The 17,059-nt window shown below is 41.0% G+C and carries 15 protein-coding genes and 1 rRNA gene (1 of these 16 only partly in view); 8 read left to right on the forward strand and 8 right to left on the reverse strand.

What is annotated here, in order from left to right:
* Nucleotides 1-156 precede the first annotated feature (156 nt).
* On the forward strand, nucleotides 157-774 hold the full coding sequence (locus IRB79_RS03630) for a DUF3298 and DUF4163 domain-containing protein (protein ID WP_243506790.1): 618 nt from the start codon (nucleotides 157-159) through the stop codon (nucleotides 772-774).
* A gap of 243 nt (nucleotides 775-1,017) precedes the next feature.
* On the opposite strand, the gene IRB79_RS03635 is transcribed toward IRB79_RS03630, so the two are convergent.
* The 5 genes from IRB79_RS03635 to ahpC form a co-directional block, all read right to left on the reverse strand.
* Nucleotides 1,018-1,593 carry a hypothetical protein gene (locus tag IRB79_RS03635; RefSeq protein ID WP_243506791.1) on the reverse strand — a complete coding sequence of 192 codons (576 nt, stop codon included), beginning with the start codon at nucleotides 1,591-1,593 and terminating at the stop codon, nucleotides 1,018-1,020.
* Between the two features lie 560 nt (nucleotides 1,594-2,153).
* Nucleotides 2,154-3,170 carry a glycosyltransferase family 2 protein gene (locus tag IRB79_RS03640; RefSeq protein ID WP_243506792.1) on the reverse strand — a complete coding sequence of 339 codons (1,017 nt, stop codon included), beginning with the start codon at nucleotides 3,168-3,170 and terminating at the stop codon, nucleotides 2,154-2,156.
* A 91-nt stretch (nucleotides 3,171-3,261) separates the two neighbouring features.
* Nucleotides 3,262-3,957 (reverse strand): galactosyltransferase-related protein, encoded by a 696-nt coding sequence (locus IRB79_RS03645; protein WP_243506793.1) that lies wholly within the window; start codon nucleotides 3,955-3,957, stop codon nucleotides 3,262-3,264.
* A 1,111-nt stretch (nucleotides 3,958-5,068) separates the two neighbouring features.
* On the reverse strand, nucleotides 5,069-6,598 hold the full coding sequence (gene ahpF, locus IRB79_RS03655) for an alkyl hydroperoxide reductase subunit F (protein ID WP_243506794.1): 1,530 nt from the start codon (nucleotides 6,596-6,598) through the stop codon (nucleotides 5,069-5,071).
* Nucleotides 6,599-6,612: 14 nt separating this feature from the next.
* Nucleotides 6,613-7,176: an alkyl hydroperoxide reductase subunit C gene (ahpC, locus tag IRB79_RS03660; RefSeq protein ID WP_009335870.1), complete on the reverse strand. Its 564-nt coding sequence runs from the start codon at nucleotides 7,174-7,176 to the stop codon at nucleotides 6,613-6,615.
* Nucleotides 7,177-7,812: 636 nt separating this feature from the next.
* Here ahpC and IRB79_RS03665 point away from each other — a divergent pair.
* From IRB79_RS03665 to IRB79_RS03680, 4 genes are all read left to right on the forward strand, one after another.
* Nucleotides 7,813-8,142 (forward strand): PadR family transcriptional regulator, encoded by a 330-nt coding sequence (locus IRB79_RS03665; RefSeq protein WP_243506795.1) that lies wholly within the window; start codon nucleotides 7,813-7,815, stop codon nucleotides 8,140-8,142.
* Nucleotides 8,143-8,145: 3 nt separating this feature from the next.
* A complete protein-coding gene (locus tag IRB79_RS03670) occupies nucleotides 8,146-8,928 on the forward strand; it encodes a hypothetical protein (protein WP_243506796.1) in 783 nt (260 codons plus the stop codon).
* Nucleotides 8,921-9,262, forward strand: a complete 342-nt coding sequence (locus tag IRB79_RS03675; protein WP_243506797.1) for a zinc ribbon domain-containing protein YjdM — start codon at nucleotides 8,921-8,923, stop codon at nucleotides 9,260-9,262. Before IRB79_RS03670 ends, IRB79_RS03675 begins: the two co-directional genes overlap by 8 nt.
* 154 nt (nucleotides 9,263-9,416) lie before the next feature.
* Nucleotides 9,417-11,048, forward strand: a complete 1,632-nt coding sequence (locus IRB79_RS03680; RefSeq protein ID WP_243506798.1) for an ATP-binding protein — start codon at nucleotides 9,417-9,419, stop codon at nucleotides 11,046-11,048.
* A gap of 49 nt (nucleotides 11,049-11,097) precedes the next feature.
* Here the strand turns inward: IRB79_RS03680 and IRB79_RS03685 are convergent, their stop codons facing one another.
* Together IRB79_RS03685 and IRB79_RS03690 are read right to left on the reverse strand one after the other, a co-directional pair.
* The gene (locus IRB79_RS03685; protein WP_243506799.1) at nucleotides 11,098-11,931 is read right to left on the reverse strand and encodes an aldo/keto reductase; all 834 of its coding nucleotides are present in this window, start codon (nucleotides 11,929-11,931) and stop codon (nucleotides 11,098-11,100) included.
* 16 nt (nucleotides 11,932-11,947) lie between these two features.
* The gene (locus tag IRB79_RS03690; RefSeq protein WP_243506800.1) at nucleotides 11,948-13,147 is read right to left on the reverse strand and encodes an MFS transporter; all 1,200 of its coding nucleotides are present in this window, start codon (nucleotides 13,145-13,147) and stop codon (nucleotides 11,948-11,950) included.
* Between the two features lie 281 nt (nucleotides 13,148-13,428).
* Between IRB79_RS03690 and IRB79_RS03695 the strand changes: the two genes are divergently transcribed.
* Nucleotides 13,429-13,764 (forward strand): winged helix-turn-helix transcriptional regulator, encoded by a 336-nt coding sequence (locus tag IRB79_RS03695; protein ID WP_243506801.1) that lies wholly within the window; start codon nucleotides 13,429-13,431, stop codon nucleotides 13,762-13,764.
* A gap of 53 nt (nucleotides 13,765-13,817) precedes the next feature.
* Here IRB79_RS03695 and IRB79_RS03700 read toward each other — a convergent pair whose 3' ends face one another.
* The gene (locus IRB79_RS03700; RefSeq protein WP_243506802.1) at nucleotides 13,818-14,138 is read right to left on the reverse strand and encodes a hypothetical protein; all 321 of its coding nucleotides are present in this window, start codon (nucleotides 14,136-14,138) and stop codon (nucleotides 13,818-13,820) included.
* 129 nt (nucleotides 14,139-14,267) lie between these two features.
* Here IRB79_RS03700 and IRB79_RS03705 point away from each other — a divergent pair, with 129 nt between their 5' ends.
* The gene (locus tag IRB79_RS03705; protein WP_243506803.1) at nucleotides 14,268-15,206 is read left to right on the forward strand and encodes an alpha/beta hydrolase family protein; all 939 of its coding nucleotides are present in this window, start codon (nucleotides 14,268-14,270) and stop codon (nucleotides 15,204-15,206) included.
* A 346-nt stretch (nucleotides 15,207-15,552) separates the two neighbouring features.
* A 16S ribosomal RNA gene (locus tag IRB79_RS03710) occupies nucleotides 15,553-17,059 on the forward strand; it runs 21 nt beyond the window's last position.

Raw genomic sequence — 17,059 nt, forward strand, 5'->3', positions numbered from 1 at the left:
CGGAAAAAAGTGAAGGATATCTTTTAAAATAGCCAGTTTTTGCTGCAGAATTATTATAGCAGCAGGAGCTGGCTTTGTGTGTTTTTGGGAAGAGGTGTGATCCAATATGCCCTAACTTGAATAGGATAGTTAAAAACCCAAAAAGGATGGATTACTGTGGCAATAAACTTTCCAGCAGGCATCAAAACGATGACGATCAGCACCGGACCCACCAAAGTGGTCTATTACCCCCGTGTGACTGGGATGCAAAACAGGCAGCTTCAGGATCTTATAAATAGCACGATTGTGAAGGAGAATCAGCAGCTCATCACCCAGCAAACAGGGGCCATGGATACGACAGTAGTAGACTTATATGGATATTATGAGATTAAAAATAATCAGCGAGACGTCCTGAGTCTGTCTTTATCCAATTACGTGTATCATTATCATGCGGCACATGGTATGACGGTTATAAAATCTCTGACGTTTGATCTGCAAAAGGGGAAGCAGGTTTCCTTAAAGGATTTATTTAAGCCGGGCAGTGATTATGTAAAACGCCTGACTGAGCTGATCTCAATTCAAATTAAACAGCGCGACATTCCGCTGCTTGTAGATTTTAAAGCCATTAGGCCTGATCAGGACTTTTATATAGCAGACAAAGCACTGATCATCTATTTTCAGCTCTATGAAATAACGCCATATGCCTATGGATTTCCGATGTTTCCGATTTCCGTTTATGATCTGCAGGATATTATTGATGAGAATGGGCCACTGGGGAGGATGGCGGTGAATTGAAGGGTAGGAGGGGGATGATTCTGGGCGGTGTCCTCTTGAAAGGAGAATTGAAAAAAGTTCCCCATTTTCTAAGGCTTGTGGGGAACTTTTGCTTTTTCATGTCTTCAATACCATACCAAACTCAATATGCAAAAAATAAACGTGCCCTATCAAAATTTATAGTGCCTGACCCTCAATGCGAAAATTTTTTAACGAGATGGGATCAGGTGCTGAATTTAAAAATTGCGAATAAAGTTTTTACACCTAAGATAATCTAACTATTCTCAAACTTACAGCTCTAAAGAAAGGTGGGTTACTTACAAAGGTTGTTGGCCCTGTAGGTGCTAGATTTAAAACTTCAAGTGTGTTGAGGCTGTTGCCTGTTGTATTAAAGACTGCTCCTCCAGTGGCCCCCATTGGTGCTTCAGTAGGTGAAACGAAGTTGAAATCATTGGTTGCTTCGCTAAACGGTATTATTGTATTTTGATTTAAACGGAGTGCAGCATTTACTCCACTTCCCTTTGGTGCAGTTCCATGTACTGAGTATTCGACAAGATAAGTTTGGTTTGGTTCCAGATTAATGATTGGGGATGGAGATGCGTGTGAAATTGCACTTCCATTAATTAATTGGTTCGTATCTAAAGGAATCGGAGTATTTGGTTGTACTGAAGTAGTAGTATTTAGTCCAATTAAAGCGTTGTTTGCGGTGGTAAGAGGTCCGGCTATTCCTGCTGTTGTAATGTTGATTATTGGATTAAATGTATTTGTATTGGGAGGATTATTATTTACCGAACATGTTGGATTGGATTGACCGGACGAACTGTTGGCTGTTTCACTCATTTTACTAAATCTCCTTACTTTATTTTTCATTTTGTTTTTATAGGTTAAAGGGTTAGGTTTTGAGGAAGGTATATATTTTCATCGAACCAGGGTACATTGTTATAAATCCGGCATACCATACACCTCATAATAAACAAATTTATTTTCTAATCTATTAAAGAGCTGAAAAATCTGCTTGTGCTGAACAAATAGAAACGGGGAAAGTTTATTCTGGATTATGATGAACGAAACTAGTATGGCTGATATATTATCGTTTATTGACTTTTGGAGATTGGGCTTTTGGCTTTCACTGATTTATAAGGAAACTGGTTTTTAACTTAATGGTCCAATGAGGAAGAAACTATTTTAGAAAAAAAGTGCTAGGTCTTCATTCGTGTTTGATAAGGGAGGTGCCTGTCCATAGAATTTAATTAATGTATGCACATGTGCTTTTCTATTTCTCTTGTGCATTCAGATTGCAAGTTCCAACCTGATTTGGAGTATCAAATAAAATTAGTTCGTAGTTTAAGGTGGTTCTGCCCAGGCCCTTTGTAATATATCAAACAAAAAGCCTTGATGTTTTATAATTCGAGAATATTATATAGGCTAAACAAGTTTTGATTATAATTCATCCCTTTTGACTCTAAATAAGACAATGTTTCTTTGCATTCGGGACCCTTATGGGGATCCAGGACAATAATTCCGTCAACAGTTTCATTCCTAAACTTCTGGTAAGAGGAATCCAAGTAATCTTTATAATGTTTAAAGGACACATATTGATGTATTTTAAACTTTCCATATCGTACAACATGATCTCTAAAAATTTTACAATGCTGTTTTGGGCCAAATACTATAAATATTGGTTTTTTTACCTTTTGGCCAAAATAAAATTTACAAATATACTTCATTGATATTTGATTCATTTCAATACAAAAGGCATTTCTGCTATGATTCGTTAACGAGCCCTGGTGGACTCTATATAAATAGAGAACTTCAGGTACAATTTCAATGGAACCAATATTAAACATGCGCAGCCATAGATCATAATCTTGAATCAGCCGGTATTTAGAATCATATCTTCCGGCGGTTTCAAAGGCTTTTTTTGAAAAAATACAACTGCCATGTGATAGGGGACAAGACCTAAACCGTTCTTTAAGAAGATCATCATTAGTCAGAAGAGAATTATGGAAGTTACTAATACCGTTTGTAACTCTTCTTGATACAGCAGGTTTACCGGATATACATTCAATCTTGCTGCCAACAGCAATGACATGCGGATGGGATTCAATAAATTCAGCTTGCTTCTCCAGTCTCGAGGGCATACTTATATCATCAGCATCCTGTACAGCGATCCATTCACCCTTTGCTGCCTGAACCCCCAGATTACGAGCATAAGCGACACCATGATTTTTTTCTAAATGAATAATATTAACCCGATTATCTTCAATAGTATCTAATATTTTTCTGGTGTTATCTGTTGAACCATCATTAATAATAATAAATTCAAAGTTTTTGTGGGTTTGAAGAAGGATGCTATCTACCGCTTGTTTTACATACTTTTCTGTATTGTAGACAGACATCACAACAGAGATAAACAAATTTATTCCCCCTTTCTGATTAAATAAAAGTGTGTAAATAAAAAATGTTTTTTCAAGCTTTAAATGTATCATGTTCCGAATGGATTTTTTCTTAAGACTCCCGCGATAATATGAGATCCATTATTTGATCTTTGTTCCCGTTTGCTTTCTTATACAATTTAAGTAATCTTAGATTTTCCTCTTTATTCGGGGAATTTTCCCAACCGATATGTGGATGCCATAAATGGTAAACCTTTCTTCCATCAATCCTTTTGAAATTTCCACATAAAGTATTGGCAGCACAGCAAAATGCATCGTCCTCCCCACCCCATCCATTAAACCTTTCATCGAATCCGTATGCAGTTAAAAAGTTTTTGCGAGTGATTACATTTAATTTTCCTGCGAAATTCTTATAATACTTCTCAATTTGAAAGTCTTTTAATTTAACACTAAGCGGCCAATTTGGTTTTTGTCTTAATAATTTTTTTGTGTCTTTGCTGGAAAGGTTTACAACTTTACTAAATGGAATAATCCAAGCATTCTCATTTAGTAATTCAACAGCTTCAACTATGATAGCAGGATCGTACACAATATCCCCATCAGCTATAACGAATATATTACGTGTTGCTTGTTGAGCAGCCGAATTAACAGCTTTTGATTTATTGAAGACCTTATCGTTGCATATACCAATACACAGTTCTGTTTCAGGCATCTTTGATTGATAAAAGTTTATAATCCACTCAAAATTTAAGTCTCTTTGTCTATCACCTGGTTTATAGGGAATAAGGATGGAAACTTGATCAAGCATTTTAATCTCTCCTAAAATATCTAATTCTATAAACATAGTATGCATTCTATATTTATTTGAATAGACGGAACTCTAAAATATTAGCGGAAAAAGATTAACAACCGGGGGAAGGTTAAGGAGATGTGAAAAAGTGTAAGCCTCCACGCTCTGTGGCAATTTTATTTCCATTTACCTATCAATAGAAGTCGGCCAGTATACTATAGAAATCTTGCTATACCAAAAAGAGCCTGTCTGCATATTTTGAATTGTAGAAGGTCTATAACAAGAAAGCCGCTGAGAGAACTGCGGGGACCTAAAAGAATACCATCATCAGGAGGTCTTTACCATACCGGACGGGGAGGAAAAAAAGAAAACTTGTTGGGTATGTAAAAGATTGTTCATTACAATCCGTTTCTAACAGAAGAACAGCAACGTACCATGCAGACAATGTTAAGCTGTGTGTCACGAGAGAGGGGAGGGTGTTGTTGCATACATATAAAAAGGGTGTTCCGGAAAGGTTGCAATTGAAAATCCTATTTCTCTTTACATCAGCTTTTCAACATCCGGCATATCCGGAGGTGCCCACTTTAATGAGCATAGATTTTCGGAGTGTTTTCTCGGAGTTGGCGTGCCTTCAACAATCCTGCATTTGATGGAGAATAGATTAATCACAATGTTTCCATATTCATAGATATTTTCATGGAACAGCTCAACTGTTTCTATTTCACCAGTTCCTCATCAATTTCTCTTTTTAAAGCAGAGAATAGATCCTCACCTGGTTCGACTTTTCATCCAGGGTATTCCCATATATTTACTTGTGACATTAGCGGAGATCGAAGTGCACAGGATTTCGTTTTGGTCGTTTTCAATAATGGCTGCTGCTACTTTGAGTTGCTTTTCAATGGTGGTTCTCCTGTTAAAGTTTGTATATTCTATGATGCCACTTTTGAAAATCTGCTATAAATCAGCTTTAGAACAGCCTTTTTCGGAATTCAATCAAATGTTTGATTGATTTTTCACGATAAGAAAAGCCGCTCCTGCCAAAGGCAGGAAGCGGCTTTTTATGTGATTGGAGGGTAACATGTCAAAACGTTTCATGATAGGTAATCGTAACGTTTTGCTGAGTAAAAACTTAATTTCGGATCAGGTAATCAAACGCACCAAGAGCTGCAGTAGCGCCGGATCCCATAGAGATAATGATTTGCTTGTAGGCACTGTCTGTACAGTCTCCTGCAGCAAATACACCAGGGATGTTTGTGGCACCGCGCTTGTCCACAACGATTTCGCCGAAGCGGGTACGCTTGATCTGGTCGCCTAACCAATCTGTGTTAGGAACCAGGCCGATTTGGACGAATACACCTTGCAGTTCAACATGGTGTTGTTTTTCTGTCTCACGATCCATGTATGAAATACCGTTTACTTTGTCAGTTCCGGTAATTTCAGTTGTCTGAGCATTTGTGACAACCGTAACGTTTGGAAGGCTGTTCAGACGCTCCTGCAGAACGGCATCTGCTTTCAATTCAGGATTGAATTCGATAACCGTTACATGGTTAACAATCCCTGCAAGGTCAATGGCCGCTTCTACACCAGAGTTGCCTCCGCCGATAACCGCTACGTCTTTGCCTTCAAATAAAGGGCCATCACAGTGAGGGCAATAAGCTACCCCTTTGTTTTTGAACTCTGCTTCGCCTGGCACGTTGACATTTCTCCAGCGTGCACCAGTTGAAAGGATGACTGATTTACTTTTCAGAACAGCACCGTTTTCAAGTTCGATTTCAACAAGGTCCTTCTTCTCAAGTCTCTTTGCACGCTGCAGATTCATGACATCGATGCCATAATCTTTCACGTGTTCTTCAAGGCTTGCAACAAGCTTAGGGCCTTCTGTATGCTTCACACTGATAAAGTTTTCGATGCCTAAAGTATCCATTACCTGGCCGCCAAAGCGTTCAGCAACGATGCCGGTGCGGATGCCTTTGCGTGCCGCATAGATTGCAGCGCTTGATCCCGCTGGACCGCCGCCAATCACAAGCACATCATAAGGACCCTTATCTGTAAATTCTGATGCGTCAGGTCCTGTTCCCATTTTCGCCAGAATTTCTTCAAGGGACATCCGGCCGCTGCCGAATGATTCGCCATTTAGAAGAACTGTCGGCACTGCCATGATTTCTTTAGCATCTACTTCTTCTTTGTAAGCAGCACCATCGATCATTGTGTGTGAAATATTAGGGTTAAGAACACTCATGACGTTAAGAGCCTGTACCACATCAGGGCAGTTGTGGCAGCTTAAGCTGACATAAGTTTCAAAACGATATTCGCCCTCAATCTTCTTCACCTGATCGATGACTTTCTGATCAACCTTAGGTGCTCTTCCGCTAACTTGAAGCAGAGCAAGCACTAAGGAAGTGAATTCATGTCCAAGAGGAATGCCGGCAAAGGTAATGCCAGTATCTTCACCTGGACGATTTACACTAAAGCTTGGCGTCCTTTGTAATTCAGTACGCTCAACTTTAATGTGGGAGGACATATTGGATAGCTCATCTACTAAAGCCAGCATGTCGCTGGATACTTTATCTGATCCAGCGCTGACTTTTAGAAGGATGTCGCCCTCCATCATCTGAAGATATTGAGCTAACTGTGCTTTTATATCTGCATCAAGTAACATGATTATCGTGCTCCTTAGATTTTACCTACTAGATCAAGGCTTGGCTTAAGTGTTTCAGATCCTTCTTTCCACTTAGCCGGGCAAACTTCACCTGGGTTGTTGCGTACATATTGAGCTGCTTTAAGCTTGCTTACAACCTGGCTTGCGTCACGGCCAATTCCGCCAGCGTTGATTTCAACAGTTTGGATGATGCCATCTGGATCGATGATGAATGTTCCGCGTTCTGCCAGTCCATCTTCTTCGTTCAGAACTTCGAAGTTGCGGGAAATTCTTTGGTTAGGGTCACCAATCATAACGTATTCAATCTTGTTGATTGTTTCTGAGTTATCGTGCCATGCTTTATGAGTGAAGTGAGTATCAGTTGATACAGAATAAACTTCTGCTCCCATATCTTTTAAAGTTGCATATTCATTTTGAAGGTCTTCTAATTCAGTAGGGCATACGAATGTGAAGTCTGCTGGGTAGAAGCATACTACGCTCCACTTTCCTTTGAAATTTTCTTCAGTAACATCGATGAAATCACCGTTATGGTAAGCTTTTGCTGCGAATGGTAGTACTTCTGAACCGATTAATGCCATGATTAAATTCCTCCTTAATTGGTTGAGTGATATGATTATTAATTAAATAGCGAACTATTTAATAATAATTCTAATTCGGTAATAATTATCATATACGATATATTTTTTGTCAAGGGATAAGCTGTGAAAATTTGCTCCTTTTCGGTTGGAGGGCGGAAACCTTAAATGACAAAATAAGACTCCAATGTTTAATTCCGCTTTTTCTTAGGTGAAATCAGTATGGAATGGAACTTTCAAAACAGCCTTAAGCTCGTTAATAACAGTATAACTCTTTCTTATTTTAATTACCCTTTTTTTGCCTGCATCAATCTCAACTAATATGAGATTTAAGTTTATAATTGAGAATGTGTTTAAGCATAAGTTTTAGATAAGGCCGTTGGATAAAACGGGGGCCAATGGTCAGGCACTGGTCCACATTAACTTATTATTCCCTCTTCGGCTAAAAACAATCGATATGGCAGTAAAAATAGTTCAATCAAACGTTTGATTGATTAGAGTAAAAAATCACCTATTTTTTATAAAAATACCTTGCATTACAATATAGTGAGAGTTATAGTAAGAGTATATCTTGTATTGCAAGGTATTTAACTGCAGGTGATTATCTTGTAATACAAGGTAGTGGAAGGAGTAAGGTCAATGTCAGATACCACGCAAATGTTAAAAGGAATTCTGGACGGTTGTTTATTAGCCATAATTAAAGAAGGGGAGATATATGGGTATGAATTGGCAGCGAAATTGGAGTCATATGGATTTCGCTCATTGAGCGAAGGCACCATTTATCCGCTGCTTCTGCGTATGCAAAAAGAAGGGCTGATCAGTGCTACTTTGCGAAAGTCAACAGCTGGACCTAAACGAAAATATTACACATTAACTGAAAAAGGCGAGCAGGAGCTGGAGCTATTTATTGGGCGCTGGGAGCAGGTAAGTTCATCTGTTGACAATGTATTGAATAAAAGGGGGATATGAAGAATGGTCTCAAAAGAGTCTGAACAGTTTTTGACAGAGCTTCGTTTTTACCTGATGTCAAAAGGGAAAAACGATGATGAAATAAATGAAATAACAGAAGAGCTTGAAGTGCATTTAATGGAAGCTGAAGCCGATGGGAAAGATGTGTCTTATATTATCGGGGATAGCCCAAAGCAATATATGAAAAGCATCGGAGAATCAATGAGTACCGATTATCGTCAGATGGCAGGGCTGGTGCCGCTGATGATTCTTTTGCTGGGTGCCTATGTCAGTGTAGGTCCTGCAATTGAAGGGAACTTTTCATTATCCAAAGGTATGCTCTGGATCGCCATCATCGCAGGATCAATTGCAGTGGGAGCTTATAGCCTTCTGATCTTCAGAGTGCTGCCAAAATTTCTTCATTCCAAGTGGAGTGCAGTTCTCCTTTTAGGAGCTAGTGTAGCCATGACAGGTTTAATGGTTATGATTTTACTTTGGAATCAGAAACAGGGGTTTGAACCGATTTTTACAGCAACACCCTTTCAGAATAATGTGATTGTGGCAGTTTGTGCGGTTATATTTATCGTTTCTGCTATTTATACAAAAACATGGTTTACGATTATAATTCCCCTGTTTTTGTCTGTGGGACCTATTGCCAATCGGTTTATTCCACAGGATGTGAATGAAGATCCAACATATATCTTATATACTTTAATAGCATTCGTTATTATTGCAGCTTTCATGATATTCATATTTATGGCTAAACGGAAAAAAATGCTGAACAATGGAGGAAAACGAAATGTCTAGCTTGCCTAATTGCCCGAAATGCTGTTCAGAGTATACATACGAGGACGGTACGCTATTTGTATGTCCTGTGTGTGCATATGAGTGGACAGCTGAATCCGAAACCAACAGTCTTGAAGACGAAAAGGTGATTAAGGATTCTAATGGAAATGTACTAACTGATGGAGATACAGTATCAGTCATTAAAGATCTTAAAGTGAAAGGCACTTCTTTCGTTATTAAGATTGGCACCAAGGTGAAAAATATTCGCCTCGTGGATGGGGATCATGATATTGACTGTAAGATCGATGGCTTTGGCGCCATGAAGCTGAAGTCGGAGTTTGTGAAGAAAGTGTAACGAAAAAGGGCCTATCCTTCCAGGGATTGGCCCTTTTTAAATCAGTTCTAGCATATCCTTTAGAGGCTCCTAAAATAGTAGTGGAAAGGTCATCACCTCTGGTTTATGATAAAGAAAGAATATTAAGAATTTCTCAAAATAGGTGGGAGCCTCATTGATACTATTAGACTACATTGTTAATCTCTCCATTTTTTCATTATTGGTCAGTGTGCCTTTAATTCTCCGCTCATTTATCAATCATAAACCGCTTAAGGACCTGCATCTTTTGGGCGGCCTGTATGCAGGAGTTATTTCTGCCATTCTTGTGGGTTTATCTTTTAACGAGCAGGGTTATTCCTATGATATTCGTTACGCCATTCTGATTTTGGTATTTTCCTATTTGGGGCCAGGGGCAGGGTTTATTACCGGAATAATTGCCCTTGTATCAAGGCTTGTAAACAGTGAGAATTGGCTGCCAGCCATAATAGGATTATCGCTTATTTTGATTGCATTTACAGTCGTACATAGATATAGCCGCCACCTTAAGGCGGTTAGAAAAACGGCCATATTATATGGTGTATATTGTGTCATTTATATTATAACGGTACCGATAATTTTTAACGTTTTTAGGGACAGCCCTATTTTTCATCTTCAATATATTCTGTTTGTGGGTCTTGGTGTCATTGTTGGGAGTTTGCTGATTGAATCCTATGAAAGATTGATACGAATCATCACAGAAAAAAAACGGATGGAAAAGACGCTGGAAGAAAGTGAGTCTAAATACCGGCTGATCGCTGAAAATACATCAGACTTAATTGCGGTAATGGACAGGGATCGCAGTTTGAGTTATCTATCACCATCACATGAGTTTGTTTTAGGATATGAAGTGCCGGAGGTGCAAAAGCTGGAAGTGGATATTGTTATTCATCCGGATGAAGCGGATAATTTTCAGGCAGGCATGCAAAGGATATTCGAAAATAATGAGCGAATGACAATGGAGTTCCGCCTAAAACACAGAGAGGGCCATTGGATTGAATTTGAGTCACGCTGTATGCCGGTTGAAGGTGAAAAGGGTGTAATCGAGCATGTTGTCATGATCAGCAGGGATATTTCTGAGCGGAAAAAAGCAGAGGAATTTCTTTTGCAGTCTGAGAAATTATCGATTGTCGGGGAGCTCGCAGCCGGGGTAGCCCATGAAATCCGAAACCCGCTTACAACCATCAAAGGGTTCCTGCAGCTTTATAGGAGCGATAATAGCCAGATTAATGAATTGCTGCTTAGCGAACTGGAACGCATTGAAAATATCACCACTGAAATGCTTTCGCTTGGAAAACCACAGGCCATACAAATGGACACGGCTGATTTAACGGATATTATAGTGAATACAGTAGAGTTATTATCCCCTCAGGCAAATATGAACGGTATCCAGTTTAAGCTGAATTATGCAGATAGTGATTTTTTAATTTCATGTGAAAAAAATCAAATCAAGCAAGTTTTTTTGAATATCTTAAAAAACGCCATGGAGGCTATGGATAAAGGAGGGGATATTGAGATTTCCCTCCAGGATAATAATGAGGGGGGATGTATTGTCTCCTTTCAGGACCAGGGCTGCGGAATCCCTGACGAATTTCTGCCGAGACTGGGTGAACCTTTTTATACATTAAAAGAAAAAGGGACTGGCCTGGGACTTATGATTTGCCACAAGATCATTAAGCAGCATCATGGCAGCATCGTATATAAAAGCAAGATTGGTGAAGGTACTTTAATAGAGATTACATTGCCGCTTTTAAGGCAGACAATTCGTTAATCAAATAAGAAAAGACGAGGAGCCTGCTGCTGCTCCTCGTCTCTTTTATTTAAAAATCAAAATTGTCGGGATCTGGTCCAACGCGTAAATGTTCATCTAAAGAATCAATCAATTCCATGTCTTGCTGAGACAGTTCAAAATCAAATAAACCTGCATTTTCTTTGATGCGATGAGGTTTTGTTGACTTAGGGATGACGATAATGCCGTTTTGCAGGTGCCACCTTAGGACAATTTGTGCAATGGATTTTCCGTGTTTTTCAGCCATTTCAGTCAGGGCCTCGTTTTCGAATAATCCGCCTTGCATTAGTGGGGCCCACGCTTCAATGTGCATATCATGTTTGGCAGCAAAGTCACGAAGTTCAGTTTGAGCCAATTTCGGGTGCAATTCAATTTGATTAATCATTGGTTTGATTTCAGCTGTTTTCAATAGATTTTCTAAATGGCTGATCTGAAAGTTGCTGACGCCAATCGCTTTGATTTTACCTTCTTTATATAAATCTTCCAGTGCTCTCCAAGTTTCTGTGTATTTCCCCTCAACAGGCCAATGGATCAAATAAAGGTCAAGATATTCAAGTCCCATTTTTTCCAATGAGGTGTTAAACGCCTTAAGCGCTGCTTCATAGCCCTGATCAGAGTTCCACACTTTTGAAGTGATAAAAAGTTCCTCTCTATTAAGACCAGACTGGCGGATGGCTTCTCCCACCCATTCCTCGTTGCCGTAGATGGAAGCTGTGTCGATGCTTCTATATCCAATTTCAATTGCTGCTTTAACAGCGGTTAATAGTTCTTCTTCCTTTTCCACTTTAAATACACCAAGGCCAATCCTAGGCATTTTAACTCCATTTGCAAGTGCTGCAGTACTTGATAAAGATAGTTTATTCATATAAGACACTCCTTAATTAGTTAGTTTGTTTCTCAAGTTTTTTTAGCCATCCCGTCAGAAATACGGCCCCAAGCACCATTACTCCGCCAATCCAGGGTGTGTGAATTAAGCCGATAGAGTCGACGATCAGTCCCCCGGCAAATGAGCCGATGGCAATTCCGATGTTAAAAGCTGCAATATTTAAAGCGGAAGCAACATTGACAGCAGAAGGAACATATTTCTCAGCCAGGTTTACCACCAGAATTTGAAGGCCTGGCACATTCATGAAAGCAAATAAGCCCATTAGAAAAATAGCAATAAGCCCAATAATTTTAAAAGGTGCTGCAAAGGTGAGCAGGCCCAGAATAATGGCTTGCAGAGCAAACATCCAAAACAATGCCTTTAATGGATCTTTATCAGAAGCTTTTCCGCCAAGAATATTGCCAATCGCCACGGCCACTCCGTAAGCAAGCAGAATAATGCTGACCCATTTTGCGCTAAAACCTGTTACATTTTCGAGAAGCGGAGTCAGATAGGTGAAAGCAACAAATGTTCCGCCATATCCAAGTGCGGTAATACTAAAAGCTAAAAGCAGTTTTCCGCTGCTTAAGATTTTCAGCTGTTCACTGAACCTGGAAGCTGGTGCTTGTTTAAGATCTTTAGGAACAAGTATGGCACTGGCGATAATTCCAATTACCCCAAGCAGCGCCACTCCCCAAAATGTGGCCCTCCAGCCAAATGTCTGCCCGATAAACGTTCCGAGCGGGACGCCTGTCACGGTTGCGACAGTCAAACCGGTGAACATAAAGGCTATCGCACTGGCGCGTTTGTTTTCAGGAACTAAATCAGCGGCAATAGTCGAGCCGATTGAGAAAAAGATGCCGTGTGAAAAAGCTGTAATAAAACGTGCAGCCAGCAAAAGGGGAAAAGAGGTGGACAGGGCTGCGACGGAATTTCCGATGATAAACAAAACCATTAATGACATGAGCAGAGACTTTCTGTTCATTTTACTGGTCAAAGCAGTTAGTACAGGTGCTCCAATGGCAACTCCCATGGCATAGCCGGAAATCAATAAACCGGCCAATGTAATGGAAATTCCCAAATCACCTGAAATGGTCGACAGCAGCCCAACAGGAACAAACTCTGTGGTTCCAATTCCGAATGCACTGATTGCGAGTGCAAGCAGGGCTGGTGTGCCGCCTTTTTCTTTTTGTGTATCTATAGCAATAGAACTCATTAGCAATGAATCCTCCTTATTTAAAGTAATGGCAGAGCAAAGAAAGCATAGCCAGGCGCCATAGCCATACTGTCTTGATGAAAGATATTATGGAGCATGCCAAACATGGTGAACAGTACGTACTTTAAAGTAATGCAGGCACTAAAAAGTAACCTATGGTCAATTTCACCATTTTGTTTTATGCTTCCTTATGCTATTATGGATGGCATGATTCGAAATGAACAGTACGCACTTTAAAGTAATGTAGGTACTTTTTAGTGCCTATAAACAACAGAGGGGGAATGAAGTTGGCTTACAATATTCCGGTAGAAGCTACATTAGATGTGATTGGCGGTAAGTGGAAAGTTGTAATCATGTGTCATTTAATTAAAGGGGAAAAGCGAACTAGCGAGTTTAAGCGCCTTATGCCTGGGATTACACAAAAAATGCTGACTCAGCAGCTTCGCGAACTTGAAGCGGATGGCGTTGTAAACCGCACTGTTTTTGATCAGGTTCCCCCTAAGGTCGTATATTCCTTAACAGATTACGGATGGTCACTTCGCCCGATCCTGGATGCGATGTGCAACTGGGGGGAAGGACATATTGAATTAACAGGCGGAGAGCTTGTGGAACAATAAAAAAAACCAGGACTCGTATGCTTTAGGCAAACGAGTCTTTTTTTGTGGCAGAGCTACTTACTCTTTATTTGTTCGCGGATACTCTCGAGCTCCTCAAGCGTTAATGAGCCAAGTGATTTCTTTATTTCTTCCTCGATTTGTTTCTTATTATTTTCCCTGTATCGGTCCCACCATTCCCGAAGGCCTTCCGTATTTGCAAGCAAATACTCGATATCGATTTCTTCCACCTCATCATCCGATAGATAATTCAAGACAGCAGCTAACATCCGATTCAGCTTGCTGACTTCATTTTCACCTTTTTCATTTGCGCTTGATGATTCTGTATCTTTTTTGCTCTCATCATCCCTGGCTTCTGCAGCTGCTTTCTTTGGCATGAAACCCCCCCCTTTCTATTGCAAATAAGATTTGCAATTAGTATTGCCTTAAAAAATTTAATAAAAAACTGAACGTTATTTATTAGTAAGCGTCTTATATGTAAAGTCGTTGCATAGGGGTGATGGATAATGAAAGAACGTGAGGCTGATTTTAATACAGATGTAAATCTAAAGGGAACAGTGAGCTTTCCGAAAGAGTCAGAAGGAAAGCTTCCTCTTGTTGTTATATTTCATGGCTCAGGTCCAGTTGACAGGGATGGCAATGCAAAGGTTATGCAGATGAATGCTTATAAGATGCTTGCTGAGTTTTTTGCTTCCATTGGGGTGGCAGTTCTCAGATATGATAAGCGGGGAGCAGGAGTGAGCGGAGGTGATTTTTATGAAACAGGAATGTGGGATTTAGTTAATGATGGGATAGCCGCCGTGAAGGCGGCGCGAGAGCTGCCGGAAATCAATCCTGAAAGAATTTTTCTGCTGGGTCATAGCGAGGGGTGCTCTTTAATTCCTCCTATTAATGGGCAGGCAGATGCTGCGGGAATTATCCTGCTTGCCGGTCACGCGGATAATGTCAGAAAGGCTTCTGAATTACAAGCAAGACTGCTGGAAGAGGAAGTTAAAGAGATGAAGGGGGTTAATGGTGTTCTTCTTCGTGCTTTAAAAGTTCATAAAACTGCTGTCTCCAAACAAAAGAAGGTTTTCGATGAATTGATGGAATCAGAGAAGACGGTGATGAAAAAAGGATTTACAAAGATTAATGCAAAATGGGCACGAGAGCATTTTCAATATAATATAAAAGAAGATTTGGCCGCGATTACCTGTCCAGTTCTTGCAATTACCGGGAAGAAAGATGTTCAAGTAAATCCTGAGCATGTGCATCTTTTTGCTGAAAAAGTGAATGGCCCGGCTGAGAGCTATAATGTGCCGAATATGAACCATCTCCTTAGGGACCAGGAAGAAGAAACTTCTATGATAAAGCTGAAGTCAATTTATAAAGGAAGTATTTCAAAGCCACTGAGCGCTGAAATGCTAAACATTATTGAAGATTGGGCTAAAAGGTATATTCTTTAAAGAAGAAAAACTGTATGCGCGCCATGTGTGAGAAAAAATTATTGCGCATGCGATTTTTTTATATAAGGTATTGACTACTGGGTCTATATTATTGTAAGATAGTCTTTGTCGCTTAGAGGTATCCACACAGCGGCGGCAGATATAAGCTTTCAAAACTGTTTGAACATCAAACAGAAAAAAGCAAAAAAGATTGTTGACTTCTTAAAGAGAAGATGATAAGATAAATTTCGTTGTCACTTCGAAAGAAGTTATCGCATTAGTTCTTTGAAAACTAAACAAAACAGAAACGTCAACGTTAATTCTTTAGTCTTTTTTGAAAAGACAATTTATGAGCTTAATCAACTCTTATATGGAGAGTTTGATCCTGGCTCAGGACGAACGCTGGCGGCGTGCCTAATACATGCAAGTCGAGCGGACAGATGGGAGCTTGCTCCCTGAAGTCAGCGGCGGACGGGTGAGTAACACGTGGGCAACCTGCCTGTAAGACTGGGATAACTCCGGGAAACCGGGGCTAATACCGGATAATTCTTTCCCTCACATGAGGGAAAGCTGAAAGATGGTTTCGGCTATCACTTACAGATGGCCCGGCATTAGCTAGTTGGTGAGGTAACGGCTCACCAAGGCAACGATGCGTAGCCGACCTGAGAGGGTGATCGGCCACACTGGGACTGAGACACGGCCCAGACTCCTACGGGAGGCGAGTAGGGAATCTTCCGCAATGGACGAAAGTCTGACGGAGCAACGCGCGTGAGTGATGAAGGTTTTCGGATCGTAAAACTCTGTTGTTAGGGAAGAACAAGTACCGGAGTAACTGCCGGTACCTTGACGGTACCTAACCAGAAAGCCACGGCTAACTACGTGCCAGCAGCCGCGGTAATACGTAGGTGGCAAGCGTTGTCCGGAATTATTGGGCGTAAAGCGCGCGCAGGCGGTTCCTTAAGTCTGATGTGAAAGCCCCGGCTCAACCGGGAGGGTCATTGGAAACTGGGAACTTGAGTGCAGAAGAGAAGAGTGGAATTCCACGTGTAGCGGTGAAATGCGTAGAGATGTGGAGGAACACCAGTGGCGAAGGCGACTCTTTGGTCTGTAACTGACGCTGAGGCGCGAAAGCGTGGGGAGCAAACAGGATTAGATACCCTGGTAGTCCACGCCGTAAACGATGAGTGCTAAGTGTTAGAGGGTTTCCGCCCTTTAGTGCGCAAACGCATTAAGCACTCCGCCTGGGGAGTACGGCAAGGCTGAAACTCAAAGGAATTGACGGGGCCCGCACAAGCGGTGGAGCATGTGGTTTAATTCGAAGCAACGCGAAGAACCTTACCAGGTCTTGACATCTCCTGACAACCCTAGAGATAGGGCGTTCCCCTTCGGGGACAGGATGACAGGTGGTGCATGGTTGTCGTCAGCTCGTGTCGTGAGATGTTGGGTTAAGTCCCGCAACGAGCGCAACCCTTGATCTTAGTTGCCAGCATTCAGTTGGGCACTCTAAGGTGACTGCCGGTGACAAACCGGAGGAAGGTGGGGATGACGTCAAATCATCATGCCCCTTATGACCTGGGCTACACACGTGCTACAATGGATGGTACAAAGGGTCGAGACCGCGAGGTTAAGCGAATCCCATAAAACCATTCTCAGTTCGGATTGCAGGTCGCAACTCGCCTGCATGAAGCCGGAATCGCTAGTAATCGCGGATCAGCATGCCGCGGTGAATACGTTCCCGGGCCTTGTACACACCGCCCGTCACACCACGAGAGTTTGTAACACCCGAAGTCGGTGGGGTAACCATTTGGAGCCAGCCGCCTAAGGTGGGACAGATGATTGGGGTGAAGTCGTAACAAGGTAGCCGTATCGGAAGG

It is taken from the genome of Cytobacillus oceanisediminis (genome assembly GCF_022811925.1).
Classification (GTDB): domain Bacteria; phylum Bacillota; class Bacilli; order Bacillales; family Cytobacillaceae; genus Cytobacillus; species Cytobacillus oceanisediminis_D.

Bases quoted from the DNA above. Each gene is read 5' to 3' on its own strand.
- IRB79_RS03635 (WP_243506791.1), bottom strand. From the start codon at position 1,593: ATGAGTGAAACAGCCAACAGTTCGTCCGGTCAATCCAATCCAACATGT.
- IRB79_RS03645 (WP_243506793.1), bottom strand. From the start codon at position 3,957: ATGCTTGATCAAGTTTCCATCCTTATTCCCTATAAACCAGGTGATAGA.
- ahpF (WP_243506794.1), bottom strand. From the start codon at position 6,598: ATGTTACTTGATGCAGATATAAAAGCACAGTTAGCTCAATATCTTCAG.
- ahpC (WP_009335870.1), bottom strand. From the start codon at position 7,176: ATGGCATTAATCGGTTCAGAAGTACTACCATTCGCAGCAAAAGCTTAC.
- IRB79_RS03665 (WP_243506795.1), top strand. From the start codon at position 7,813: ATGTCAGATACCACGCAAATGTTAAAAGGAATTCTGGACGGTTGTTTA.
- IRB79_RS03670 (WP_243506796.1), top strand. From the start codon at position 8,146: ATGGTCTCAAAAGAGTCTGAACAGTTTTTGACAGAGCTTCGTTTTTAC.
- IRB79_RS03675 (WP_243506797.1), top strand. From the start codon at position 8,921: ATGTCTAGCTTGCCTAATTGCCCGAAATGCTGTTCAGAGTATACATAC.
- IRB79_RS03685 (WP_243506799.1), bottom strand. From the start codon at position 11,931: ATGAATAAACTATCTTTATCAAGTACTGCAGCACTTGCAAATGGAGTT.
- IRB79_RS03690 (WP_243506800.1), bottom strand. From the start codon at position 13,147: ATGAGTTCTATTGCTATAGATACACAAAAAGAAAAAGGCGGCACACCA.
- IRB79_RS03695 (WP_243506801.1), top strand. From the start codon at position 13,429: ATGAAGTTGGCTTACAATATTCCGGTAGAAGCTACATTAGATGTGATT.
- IRB79_RS03700 (WP_243506802.1), bottom strand. From the start codon at position 14,138: ATGCCAAAGAAAGCAGCTGCAGAAGCCAGGGATGATGAGAGCAAAAAA.
- IRB79_RS03705 (WP_243506803.1), top strand. From the start codon at position 14,268: ATGAAAGAACGTGAGGCTGATTTTAATACAGATGTAAATCTAAAGGGA.